This window comes from Xenorhabdus sp. NBAII XenSa04 (assembly GCF_963866145.1).
Lineage (GTDB): Bacteria > Pseudomonadota > Gammaproteobacteria > Enterobacterales > Enterobacteriaceae > Xenorhabdus > Xenorhabdus indica.
The window spans coordinates 1-14,871 of sequence record NZ_CAWMEB010000450.1; the positions used below are offsets into that span (position 1 = coordinate 1).

Here is a 14,871-nt window from a genome sequence, read left to right on the forward strand (position 1 = left end):
AGCGTCTGGTGGCCTATCTGATCCCACAATCTGCAATAACACAATCTGCAATAACACAGTCCGCAACAACACTGGATATCATTCAGTTGCGCGAACAACTGAGTACCCGCCTGATGGAGTACATGCTACCTAGTGCCTATGTCATCTTAGACGCCTTTCCTGTGACCCCGAATGGCAAACTGGATCGCAAGGCACTGCCCGTTCCCGACCGCTCCGCTATTATCAGTCGGGAATATCAGGCTCCTCAGGGGGAAACTGAACAGCAATTAGCGTCTGTTTGGCAAGCCTTATTGGGATTGGAACAAGTTGGACGTCATGACAATTTCTTTGAATTAGGCGGACATTCGTTGCTGGTTGTCAATTTAATCGAAGAACTTCGCCAGCGAGGTTTCACTCTGGAAGTGAGTACCGTCTTCTCCTCTCCAACTTTGATGGCAATGGCAGCACGCCTGATGGATACAGCATTAGATGATACTGTCACATATGATGTACCACCTAACCTCATTACTGACGATTGCCAATCCATCACACCGCAAATGTTGCCGTTAGTTACTCTGACCCAGGATCACATCGACCAGATTGTGACTCATGTTTCTGGTGGTGTTACCAATGTTCAGGATATCTACCCGGTAGGGCCATTACAGGAAGGAATTTTGTTCCATCACTTGCTGGAAACAAAAGGCGATATTTATCTGGACAATCTACTGATGAGTTTTGACAGCCGGGCTCGTCTGGATACTTTCCTGCTGACATTGCAACAAGTCATCGACCGCCACGATATTCTGCGCAGTGCATTTCATTGGAATAACCTGCCGGAGCCTGTGCAGGTGGTTTATCGCCATGCACCTCTGCCAATCATCGAATCAGAGCTGTTATCTGATATCGACACTGTACAGCAATTACGTGATGCGACAGACCCCCGTTTAATACGGATGGATATCACCAAAGCACCATTATTGTCTGCCAATGTTGCCAAAGATCCACAAACTGACTGCTGGCATTTGGCATTACTCTACCATCATCTGGTTTGTGACCATTTGTCGCTGGAAATGATCTTCAATGAAGTTGAAATGTTACTGCTTGGGCAAAAAGACCATTTACCGCCTTCTCTGCCTTACCGTAACTTTATCGCCCAAATCCGCTCAGTACCGATGGAAAAACATCAAACCTATTTCCACCAGCTTTTGGGTGATGTGGATGAGCCTACTTTGCCTTTTGACTTACTTGATATCCAAGGTAATCACGATGAACACGACGATTCAGATGAAAACAGTAAGAATGAAAACAGTAAGATAGAAGAAGCTGAATTTGCTTTGGATGATGAATTAGCTCATCAGATACGTGATTGTGCCCGTCAACAGGGAGTCAGTGCCGCTGTTCTGTTCCATGTGGCGTGGGCACAGGTTCTCGCACAATGCAGCGGACGGGAAGATGTTGTTTTCGGTACAGTCTTATTGGGCCGTTCTCAACGAGGAACGGATACCACTCAAGTGCTCGGCATGTTCATCAATACTCTGCCTGTACGTATCCTGTTACAGGAACGTACTGTGCAACAGGTGGTACAGGAAACTTACCAACAACTCAGTGCATTACTGGAGCATGAACAGACCCCGTTAGCCATCGCCCAACGTTGCAGTGGTATTCAGGCACCTCAGCCACTTTTTAGTAGTCTGCTCAATTTCCGTCATAGCCAACGGTACGATCAACAGGCTGGTTCACCAGTTTGGGAAGGCATTCAGACGTTCAGCAGTGAAGAACGCAGTAATTATCCCTTGTCATTGGATGTGGATGATTTTGAAAATGGCTTTGCGTTAACGGCTCAATGCAACCGTCAGGTTAACCCGACCCGCATTAACGTTTATATGGAGACGGCATTGAGAGCACTGGTGACGGCATTACAGAATAGGCCAAAGCAACCTATTCAATCTATCACCATCCTGCCACCGGCAGAGCGTACACAGCTATTGGTAGACTTTAACAGGACCAACGTTGACTGCCCTCAGGATATGTTACTCCAGCAGCTATTTGAACAGCAGGTTGCGCTCACTCCTGATGCTATCGCATTGATTCACAGCAAACAAATTAGCACAGAGCAAATTGGTGAAGGACAAGCTGGTGAAGAACAGCAACTCACTTACAAGGAACTGAACCAGAGAGCCAATCAACTGGCGCACGCACTGATTGCAGCAGGGGTACAGCCGGACGATCGCGTGGCGATTTGTGTTGAGCGTGGTTTGGATATGGTGGTCGGCTTGTTCGGGATCTTAAAAGCCGGTGCTGGTTATGTGCCACTGGATACAGACTACCCGACTGAACGCCTGAATTATATTCTGTCAGATTGTGCACCTAAGTTATTGCTGACCCAGAAACACTTACAGACTCGCTTATCAACCGATGTACCTGTCTGGAACCTGGATAATCATCATCATGCAGAGCTGATGGCACAGCAGCCCACTCACAACCCCGAACCGCAACAGTTAGGGCTGGAACCCCATCATCTGGCCTATATCATCTACACTTCCGGCTCCACCGGGCAGCCCAAAGGGGTGATGATTGAACACCGCAATGTAGTCAATTTTGTGCATGTCCAGCGTCAAACCAATGAGCTGACTCCGGCAGATCGGGTACTGCAATTTACTTCCGTTGCGTTCGATACCACTGTGTCGGATATCTTTGCGACACTCGCTGCCGGTGCAACTTTAGTATTACGTCCATCCGAAATGCGTGTACCAGATAGTGCATTTGCCCGATTCTTACAGCAACAGAAAATCACGGTGACGGATTTACCTACTGCTTTCTGGCACCTGTGGGTACAAGAGATGGCCGCAGGACGTTGTGGTTTCAGCCCTTCTCTGCGTCTGGTGATTGTCGGCGGGGAAAAAGCGGAACTGCGTCATTTTATGACCTGGCAATCGCTGCCGGAGACCCGTTCATGCCGCTGGATTAACTCTTATGGCCCAACGGAAACCACCGTTATTGCTACAGTGCTGAAATTGGATAGTACTTCTGTCTATAGCGCAGAAACTTTACCGATTGGCTATCCTCTCGCCAACACGCGCATCTATCTCCTTGATACGCGTGGAGAACCTGTCCCGATGGGCGTTTCCGGTGAAATCTATATTGCAGGTGCTGGTGTGGCTCGCGGTTATCTCAATCAACCTGAACTCACGGCAGACCGTTTTGTCCCTGATCCATTTGCTGAATTATCAACCGAACCGTCACATGCCCGCATGTACAAAACCGGTGACCTAGGCCGCTGGCTGCCGGACGGTACGATTGAATATCTCGGACGCAATGATTTTCAGATCAAGCTCCGCGGATTCCGCATTGAACTAGGTGAAATCGAAACTCAACTAGCAGCTTGTGAGGGAGTCAAAGATGCTATCGCCATGGTTCGTGAAGATGAAACAGGTGATAAACGTCTGGTGGCTTATCTGGTGCCACACCCTGATGCCGCGCTGGAAGTCGCCAGCTTACGCGAACAACTGAGCAATCATCTGCTGGATTACATGATCCCCAGTGCCTTTATCGTATTGGATGCTTTCCCGCTGAACCCGAACGGTAAACTGGATCGTAAATCTCTGCCTGCACCTGACCGTTCTGCTACTGCAACGCGGGAGTATGAAGCACCACAAGGAGAAGCAGAACAACAACTGGCTGCTATCTGGCAAAACCTACTGGGACTGGAGTTGGTTGGTCGTCATGATGACTTCTTTGAACTTGGAGGAAATTCTTTATCAATCATGCAATTATCAACGCGACTACATGAAGAATTCCATCTGGAAATCTCAATTGCAGATATTTTCCGTCATTCAACCTTATCCAAACTTGCTGAATTTATCCTGTCAAAACAGGTAGAAACCTATTTTGATCAGGATATTGAAGAGATTCAAAAAGAGCTGGAAAACCTATCCGAAGAAGAGTTGCTTGCCATGCTAAATGGAGATCAACCCAATGGAGGCCAACAATGAATAAAAATGAACAAACACTAAATCAATTAAGGCAAGCAGTACTCCAGAAGAAACTAAAAGAACGTATTCAAAGCAGCCTGACCGCAGAAAAAGATCAGATCCCTGCCAGAGATCCACAGCAGGAAATACCATTATCCTGGGCGCAACAGCGCCTATGGTTCCTTGCTCAATTAGATCCGGCGGCGCTGACAGCGTACCACATTCCAACCGCTCTCCATCTGCAAGGTCATCTGAACAAGCCGGCCTTACAGGCCGCGCTGGATCGGATTGTCGCTCGTCATGAGATCTTGCGTACTACGATGACATCGGCTGCGCATACACCAACGACATTGACAGAAAATAAAGTCAAGGTTGAAGGAAAAACCGGGGCGGAAGGAGGGGCCCTGCAAATCGTTCATCATGCGGATTATGGTTTTTCTTTAATGACTGAAGATCTCAGCCGGTTAACCAAAGATGAACAGCAGGCGACGATTCAGAGTGCCATGCAGTTTGAAGCGACCCACCCCTTTGATTTTGAAAACGGCCCCTTAATACGGGGGCAATTATTCAAGCTCGCAGAAGATGAACATACCCTGCTATTAACTCAGCACCACATTATTTCGGATGGTTGGTCAGTCAACGTGTTAATGCAGGAATTTTCCACCCTTTACCAAAGTTTCTGCCACGGGATGCCTGACCCATTACCCCCACTAAGGATCCAATATGCTGATTATACTCTCTGGCAACGGCAGAAATTACAGGGTAAAGCACTGGAGAAACAACTGGATTACTGGCGTAGCGCTCTACAAGATGCCCCGGCACTTTTGACACTTCCGACTGACAGACCTCGTCCTTCACGGCAAACCTATGCCGGAGGAGAGGCTATCGTTACGTTGTCACCAGATTTGACCGGAAAATTAAAGGCTTTCGCTCAACGTCATGGCGCTACTTTATTTATGACCTTGCTGGCAGGATGGTCAATATTACTTTCCCGCCTGAGTGGACAAGATGATGTAGTCATAGGCACTCCCGTAGCTAATCGCAAACATCGCGATCTGGAACCGTTAATCGGCTTTTTTGTCAATACCTTAGCGTTACGGGTTCAATTACAGAATAATCCCACTGTCAGCGAATTACTGGCACATGTGAAAGCACATACTTTGCAGGCTTTTGAACATCAGGATTTTCCATTTGAACAATTAGTTGAAGCATTAAAACCACCCCGCAGCCTGAGTTATAGTCCTATCTTTCAGGTTATGCTGTCACTGGATAATACTCCCGGCCAACAGCAGTTTGAGCTGCCAGAATTAACCATCAGTGAACTGGATCTATCCGAAGACAGTTCACACTTTGATCTTTCCTTATCACTCCATGACACCGAAAATGGATTAATCGGTGAACTGGAATATGCCAGCGATCTGTTTGACCAGACCACCATGAAACGTATGGCAGGTTATCTGCAAACGCTTCTGGCCGCTATGGTTAGCGATGATTCACAACGTGTGGCAGATCTTCCACTGCTGATGCCCCATGAACGAACCCAATTACTGGCAGATTTCAATGCCAGAGAGGCCTGTTTTCCACAAGATAGGTTGCTCCAACAGTTCCTTGAGCAACAGGTCGGGCATTCACCTGATACTATTGCGTTGATTAGCGGTAAAGAGCAACTTAGTTATGCTGAACTGAACCAGCGAGCTAACCAACTGGCCCATGCTCTGATTACCGCTGGTGTGCAGCCGGATGACCGCGTGGCGATTTGTGTCGGGCGTGGGCCGGACATGATTATTGGCCTGTTCGGTATCCTGAAAGCTGGTGCCGGTTATGTACCATTAGATCCTGAATACCCCACTGAACGTCTGGCTTACATTCTGTCAGATTGTGAACCTAAATTATTATTGACTCAGCATCACTTACAAAGCCGTTTAACGACCAACGTCCCTGTCTGGGTCATGGATGATGATGACTATCTGGATTATGTGGCACAACAGCCCAACTACAATCCCGAACCACAACAACGGGGATTGGAACCCCATCATCTGGCCTATATCATCTACACCTCCGGCTCGACCGGGCAGCCGAAAGGCGTCATGATTGAACACCGCAATGTGGTCAATTTTGTGCATGTCCAGTGTCAAACCAATGAACTGACCCCGGCGGATCGGGTACTGCAATTTACCTCAGTGGCCTTTGATACCACTGTCTCCGATATTTTTGCCACCCTGGCCGTCGGAGCAACATTAGTGCTGAGAGATGCTCATCTGCGCATTCCTGACAAAAACTTCAGCCAATTCTTACAGGAACAAGCGATCACCGTTTCCGATTTACCCACCGCATTCTGGCACCTGTGGGTACAGGAGATGGCGGCTGGCCGCTGTGGTTTCAGTACTTCTTTACGGCTGGTGATTGTCGGTGGGGAAAAAGCCGAACTCCGTCACTTCAACACCTGGCAATCGTTAGCGGAAACCCAATCCTGCCGTTGGATAAACTCTTATGGCCCAACGGAAACCACAGTGATTGCCACAGTATGGAAACCGGACAGTCACTCCCCTTGTCTGACGGGTACAGTCCCTATTGGATACCCGCTCACCAATACCCGCATTTATATCCTCAATACTCAGGGACAACCTGTACCCATTGGTGTTACGGGTGAAATCTATATCGGTGGCTTAGGCGTGGCCCGCGGGTATCTGAACCGCTCTGACCTCACCGCTGAGCGGTTCGTGACTGATCCATTCAGTGAACAGCCTGATGCCCGGATGTATAAAACCGGGGACTTAGGCCGTTGGCTGCCTGATGGCACGATTGAATATCTGGAGCGTAATGATTTCCAGGTCAAGATCCGAGGTTTCCGCATTGAACTGGGCGAAATTGAAACACAACTGGCTAAATGTGATGGTGTCAAGGATGTCGTCGTTACCGTGCATGAAGACGAAAGCGGCAATAAACGTCTGGTGGCGTATCTGGTGCCACAATTTACAACAACACAGTCCGCAACAACACTGGATATCATTCAGTTGCGTGAACAATTAAGCACTCAATTGATGGAATATATGCTACCAAGCGCATATGTCATTCTGGATGCCTTCCCCCTGACGCCTAACGGAAAGGTTGATCGCAAGGCACTGCCAGCCCCTGATAGTAGGGCTATCATCAGCCGGGAATATCAGGCTCCAGCAGGAGACGCGGAACAACAACTGGCAACAGTCTGGCAAGAATTGCTCGGAGTGGAACACGTTGGGCGTCATGACAATTTCTTTGAGCTAGGAGGCCACTCATTATTAGTCGTCAGCCTGATCGAACAGCTACGTCAGCGCAATTGTGCTCTTGATGTCAGTGCTGTTTTCTCCGCGCCAACATTGGCTGCGATGGCAACGCATCTAACGGCGCACGCTGGTTCAGAGGCAAACAGTCCGGTTGTGCCACCAAACCTGATCCCAACTAACTGTCAAGCAATTACACCGGACATGCTGCCATTAGTCACGTTGTCACAAGGTAATATTGATCAGATAGTCGCTCAGGTAACAGGTGGTGTCAGCAATATTCAGGATATCTACCCACTCGGTCCATTACAGCAAGGGATTTTGTTCCAGCATTTACTGGAAACCGAAGGCGATATTTATCTCGATAGCGTCATCATGACTTTTGACAGCCGCCAACGTCTGGATACTTTCCTGCTGGCTATGCAAAAAGTTATCGATCGTCATGATATCCTGCGAAGTGCCGTCCAATGGCATAACTTGCCAGAGCCAGTTCAGGTGGTTTACCGTCATGCACCACTTCCTGTTAAAGAATTAACACTGTCAGGAGAAGGCAGCGCAGAACAACAACTGCGCCATCATACCGACTCTCATTCGACACGTATGGATATTACAAGAGCGCCATTATTGTCCGCCAGTATTGCGCCAGAGCGTTCTTTACAACACCATTCTTCACAAAATCCGCGTTGGTTACTGGCTTTACAGCACCATCACCTGGTTTGTGATCATTTGTCACTGGAAGTGATATTCGACGAAGTTGAAGCCTTATTACTGGGACAAAGCGAAGACTTACCTGCGCCCTTGCCTTATCGCAATTTTATCGCTCAGACCAAAAACATTCCGTTGGAAAATCATCAGGCTTATTTCCAACAACTGTTGGAAGATGTGGAAGAGCCGACTCTGCCTTTTGGACTGCTTGATATACAGGGCAGCCGTCACCAGATTGCAGAAGCTGTTTTCACACTGGACAATGAGTTGGCGCAAACGCTACGGGACTGTGCCCGCCAGCAAGGTGTCAGTGCTGCGGTTTTGTTTCATGTTGCCTGGGCACAGGTACTGGCGAAATGCAGCGGCCGGGATGATGTGATCTTCGGGACTGTTTTATTGGGACGGTTACAAGGTGGGGAAGACACGGCAAGAATACTGGGAATGTTCATCAACACATTACCTGTCCGCATAACGCTACAGGATCGTTCAGTTCAACAAACGGTACAGGAAGCGTACCAGCAACTCAGCAAATTGCTGGCACATGAACAGGCTCCTTTGGCGGTTGTCCAGCGTTGCAGCAATATTCCAGCTTCTCTGCCTTTATTTAACAGCCTGCTTAATTTTCGTCATAATTCGAGCGACAACGAGCACGCTATATCACCAGCCTGGGAAGGGATACAGACTCTTGACACCGGAGAGCTCAGCAATTATCCCTTGTCACTGGATGTGGATGATTTTGATGATGGCTTCTCACTGACTGCTCAGTGTAGCCAGCAAATCGATCCTGCCCGCATTAACGCCTATATGGACGTTGCATTAAGAGGGCTGGTGCGCGCATTGCAAAATGCCCCTGAGCAAAATATTCAGTCTATCCCGGTTCTGCCATCCGCTGAACGTCGCCAGTTACTGGTAGATTTCAATGGTGCCAGTGTCGCTTCTCCACAAGATATACGGCTGTTGCAACAACTGCTTGAACAACAGGCCTCTCTCTCACCCGATGCCATTGCGCTGGTCAGCGGTGAAGAGCATCTCAGTTATACAGAACTGAACCAACGTGCCAACCAACTGGCGCACGCACTGATTTCAGCAGGTGTACAACCTGATGACCGCGTCGCTTTCTGTGTCGAACGCAGTCTGGATATGGTGATTGCCATGTTGGCAATATTAAAATCCGGTGCGGGCTATGTACCACTGGATAGCGAATATCCGGTAGTGCGATTGGCTTATATTCTGTCAGACAGCCAGCCTAAGCTGTTACTGACCCAACAGCACCTACAAACGCGTTTATCAACGGATATACCAACCTGGATACTGGACAGTGACAACCATCTGGCTGCGATGGCACAACAACCGGCATACAACCCTGATCCGTACCAGCTAGGGCTGGAACCACACCATCTGGCCTATATCATCTATACCTCCGGCTCAACCGGCCAACCAAAAGGTGTGATGATTGAACATCACAATGTGGTCAATTTTGTTCACGTCCAATGCCAGACCAACGAACTGACATCATCTGACCGTGTACTGCAATTTACGTCTGTTGCCTTTGACACCACCGTCTCCGACATTTTTGCCACACTGGCGGTTGGTGCAACTTTAGTTCTGCGCTCTGCGGATCTGCGCATACCCGATATCACCTTTACCGAATTCCTGCGGGAACAACAAATCACTGTTTCCGATCTCCCGACCGCCTTCTGGCACTTATGGGTACAGGAGATGGCAGCAGGACGTTGCGGTTTCAGCCCATATTTGCGCCTGGTGATCGTTGGCGGTGAAAAAGCCGAACTTCGCCATTTCTTAACCTGGCAATCCATGCCGGAAACTCATTCATGCCAATGGATTAACTCTTACGGCCCGACGGAAACTACGGTTATCGCTACTGTTCTTAAGCTGGATAGTCATTCACCTTACATGGCAGAAATTCTGCCGATTGGTTACCCGCTCACCAATAGCCGGATCTATATTCTGGATAAAGACAGACAACCCGTTCCTCTTGGTGTTGCTGGTGAAATTCATATCGGTGGCGCCGGGGTTGCCCGTGGTTATCTGAATCGTCTCGATCTTACCGCCGAACGTTTTGTCCCTGATACATTCAGCGAACAACCGCATGCCCGCATGTACAAAACCGGTGATTTAGGCCGCTGGCTACCGAACGGGACAATTGAATATCTGGAACGCAATGACTTTCAGGTCAAAATCCGCGGATACCGGATTGAATTGGGAGAAATTGAAGCTCAACTGGCGGCCTGTGATGGAGTCAAAGATGCCATCGTTATCGCACGTGAAGATGAAAACGGTGATAAACGTTTGGTCGCCTATCTGATACCCCAACCGAAAATAACATTGGATATTGTTCAGCTACGTGAACAGCTTGGCGCCCGTCTGATGGAATACATGCTGCCTGGCGCCTTTGTGGTTCTGGACGCCTTCCCGCTGACTCCGAACGGTAAACTGGATCGTCAGGCCCTGCCAGAGCCGGATCGCTCTGCAATTGTCAGCCGTGAATATCAGGCTCCTCAAGGGGAAACTGAGCAACTTTTAGCAACTATCTGGCAGACTTTGTTGAGGTTAGAGCAAGTCGGACGGTATGACAATTTCTTTGAATTGGGTGGGCATTCACTGTTAGTGGTTAGTCTGATTGAACAGTTGCGCCAGCGTGGTTTTACTTTGGCAATCGGTGCCGTCTTCTCTTCTCCCTCATTGATGGCAATGGCAGAACGTTTGACAAAAACAGCAGCCAGTGACGGCATTACCTATGATGTTCCCCCTAATCTTATCTCTGATAACTGCCAGGCTATCACACCGGATATGTTGCCGTTGGTCACGCTGACGCAAGACAACATTGATCAGATTGTGGATCAAGTTGCCGGTGGCGTTGCCAATATTCAGGATATTTATCCATTGGGGCCATTACAGGAGGGTATCCTGTTCCACCATTTACTGGAAACAACCGGCGATACCTATCTGGACAATCTGTTGATGACTTTCGACAACCGTGCACGTCTGGATGAGTTTTTGCAGACAGTACAACAGGTCATCGCCCGCCATGATATTCTGCGCAGTGCAGTGTATTGGGAAAATCTGCCGGAGCCGGTACAAGTGGTTCATCGCCACGCATCAATGCCTGTCACAGAACTGGAATTGTCATCTGAAACTGACGCTGAACAACAACTGCGCGATTATACCGATCCTGACGTGGTACGCATGGATGTCACCAAAGCCCCCTTATTGTCCGCCAGCATCGCTAAAGATCCGCATAGTGACAAGTGGCTGTTATCCTTGCTGCATCATCATTTAGTCTGCGACCATTTATCGCTGAAATTGGTATTTAATGAAGTCAATACCTTGCTACAGGGAAAAAGTGAGCAATTGCCAACGCCTTTACCCTATCGCAATTTTATTGCCCAGACGAAAAATGTTCCCCTTGAGCAGCATCAGAGCTACTTCCGGCAGCTACTCGGTGATGTAGAAGAACCTACCCTGCCATTTGGTTTACTCGATATTCAGAATAATAACGATGAAATTGTGGAAAATGTTCTGACATTGGATGATGACTTGGTTCAAATGATCCAGCAATGTGCCCGCCAGCAGGGTGTCAGCACTGCGGTCTTGTTCCATGTTGCCTGGGCTCAGGTACTGGCACAATGCAGTGGTCGTGATGATGTCGTCTTCGGAACAGTGTTACTGGGAAGATTACAGAGTGGAGAAGAGACAGAGCGAATATTAGGGATGTTTATCAACACATTGCCTGTCCGGGTTATTCTGCGGGAACGCAATGTTCAACAAACAGTACAAGATACTTACAAACAACTTAGTACATTACTGATACATGAACAAGCCCCTTTGGCGATTGCTCAACGTTGCAGTGGCATTCCCGCTTCTCTGCCGTTATTTAACAGTCTGCTCAATTTCCGTCATAGCTCAGATGAGTCTGATGAAGATGAACAGGCGCTCTCATCAATCTGGGAAGGGATTGAAACACTCAACACGAAAGAGTCACGCAGCAATTATCCTTTATCACTGGATGTTGATGCTTATGAGGATGGATTTGAACTGACTGCTCAGTGTAACCAGCAAATAGACCCTGCTCGCATTAATGCCTATGTGGTGACCGCACTAAGAGAATTAGTGACCGCACTGCAAAGCACACCGAAACAGGCTATTCAGACAATCACTATCTTGCCACCAGAAGAACACACTCAGTTAATGGTAGATTTCAACGGTGTTGAGATTGTTTATCCGCAAAATATGCTGCTCCATCAGTTATTCGAACAACAAGCCGTTGTTTCACCTGATGCCATTGCCCTGATAAGTGGTGAAGAACAACTCAGTTACACTGAGCTGAACCAACGTGCTAACCAGTTAGCCCACACTCTGATTGCCGCGGGAGTGCAACCGGATGATCGGGTAGCTATTTGTGTTGAACGCAGTCTGGATATGATCATCGGCCTATTCGGGATACTGAAAGCCGGTGCCGGTTATGTACCACTGGACACAGATTATCCGACCGAGAGGTTGAGCTATATTCTGGCAGACTGCAAACCAAAATTGTTACTGACTCAGCAACATTTACAAAATCGTCTGACAACTCACGTACCGGTTTGGTTAATGGATGGTGAAGATTATTTAACTGCCGTAGCACAACATTGCACCCATAACACTGAACCGCATTTGTCAGGGCTGTCTCCGCATCATCTGGCCTATATCATCTATACCTCCGGCTCGACCGGCCAACCGAAAGGCGTGATGATTGAGCACCGCAATGTCGTTAATTTTGTTCATGTCCAACGCCAGACTAACGAACTGACACCAACTGACCGCGTGCTGCAATTTACGTCTGTGGCTTTTGACACCACCGTCTCCGATATTTTTGCCACACTGGCGACAGGTGCGACTTTAATTCTGCGACCGGCAGATCTTCGTGTACCAGATAGCAACTTTGCCCGTTTCTTACAGGAACAGAAAATCACCGTTACTGACCTCCCCACTGCCTTCTGGCATCAATGGGTACAAGAATTAGCCGCAGGACGGTGCGGTTTCAGCCCTTCTTTACGTCTGGTGATTGTTGGAGGAGAAAAAGCAGAGCTTCACCATCTCAACCTCTGGAAATCACTGCCTGAAACCCAATCCTGCTGCTGGATAAACTCCTATGGACCAACGGAAACCACTGTCATCGCCACGGTATTAAAAGTAGATGGTCATTCCGCTTATACTGCGGCAAACCTGCCCATTGGTTATCCATTAACCAATAGCCGCATTTATATTTTGGATACTCAGGGGCGACCTGTTCCTCTTGGTGTTGCTGGTGAAATCCATATTGGCGGCGCAGGCGTTGCCCGCGGTTATCTCAATCAACCTGAACTCACGGGGGAACGTTTTATTCCTGACCCATTCAACCATCAATCCGATGCAAGAATGTATAAAACAGGTGATTTAGGATGCTGGTTGCCGGACGGTACGATTGAGTATCTCGGACGCAACGATTTTCAGGTTAAGATCCGCGGATTCCGTATCGAACTGGGGGAAATTGAAGCCAGATTATTCGCCTACCCTGATATCAAAGACGCGATTGTTATAGTACGGGAAGACATTCCCAATGACAAACGCCTGGTGGCCTATGTAGTACCACAACCAGAAGCAACAGTAGATGTGGAAAATCTGCGTGAAGCCTTACACACTCATTTAGCCAGTTATATGGTTCCCAGTGCTTTTGTGCTCCTGGAGACATTCCCGTTGACACCAAACGGCAAATTAGATCGTCGGGCATTGCCGATACCAGATAAATCCGCTGTTATCAGTCGTGATTATGAAGCTCCCGTCGGTAAAACAGAGGAAATCATTGCAGAAATATGGCAGGACGTACTCAGACTGGAACGTGTAGGACGACACGATCACTTTCTGGAGCTTGGTGGTCATTCCCTGTTAACTTTACAGGTTGCTGTTCGCTTGCAACAAGTATTAGGCAAAGATATCGGGATACGTGATCTGCTTGTCCATCCGACCATCAGTGAACTGGCTGCTTTTATGCAGTCAGATGCTGCGCTTTCTCAACAAGAAAATCTGGTGACTATCCGTAAAGGTAATGGTGATATCTCACTGTTTCTTGTCCATGCGGTAGATGGAGATATTCACTATGCTTACGATCTTGCTCCTTATATTGAAGATAGTGAACTGTCAATTTATGGACTCGCGACCAGTGACGCCTATGCAGAAGAAAATGCACAACTCACCGTTAACAAAATGGCTCAGACATATATTGAATGTATCCGTCAGGTACAGGCTCATGGCCCTTATTATCTGGCAGGATGGTCATCAGGCGGAACTATTGCTTATGAAATAGCCTGCCAACTGGTCGCCGATGGTGAGACAGTCAACTTTGTCGGATTACTGGATTCCGCCTCCAATTATCTGGAATTCTTCACTCCAGAAGAACAGCAAGCCGGAATACCATTTGAGAAAAGCACCACATTGCTTGAATTACTGCCAGAAGGCATTCCAGAGCATTTCAGTAATGAACTGTATAGACTGGCTAAAAATCGTGATTACAATGCGATGCTGACCTTTGCAGAACAGAATAATTTACTACCACCACAAATCACGCTTGAGAATATCAACGATCTTTTGCAATTACGCCACAATATCGCTGTTGCAGCCTACAGTTATACGCCATCTCCGGCAGCCGTAGACGTTACGCTATTCAGAGCAACCGAAGAAGCGGCTCAGGGAAATGCCTCTCTTGGATGGGATAAAATTGTACCAAATGAACGACTAACTATTATCCCGATTAAAGGAGACCACGGTTCTATTGTGATGCAACCTAATATTCAGGATGTGGGTAAGGTATTACTTAAGGCGATGATAGAGAGGAAATAAAAACATGAATAACGCCCGCTGTTGCGGGCGTTATCTTTTAGATTCTAATTATAACTATTTATGTTACTTCTTCAGTGTTA

2 protein-coding genes are annotated in these 14,871 nt (G+C 47.9%); both read left to right on the forward strand.

Going from position 1 to position 14,871, the window contains the following annotated elements:
• Window positions 1-3,971 (forward strand): non-ribosomal peptide synthetase (locus AAC147_RS19565; RefSeq protein WP_156115400.1); only part of this gene is annotated, 3,971 nt, incomplete at its 5' end.
• On the forward strand, window positions 3,968-14,791 hold the full coding sequence (locus AAC147_RS19570; RefSeq protein WP_047684089.1) for an amino acid adenylation domain-containing protein: 10,824 nt from the start codon (window positions 3,968-3,970) through the stop codon (window positions 14,789-14,791). The genes AAC147_RS19565 and AAC147_RS19570, both read left to right, overlap by 4 nt.
• Window positions 14,792-14,871: the final 80 nt, after the last annotated feature.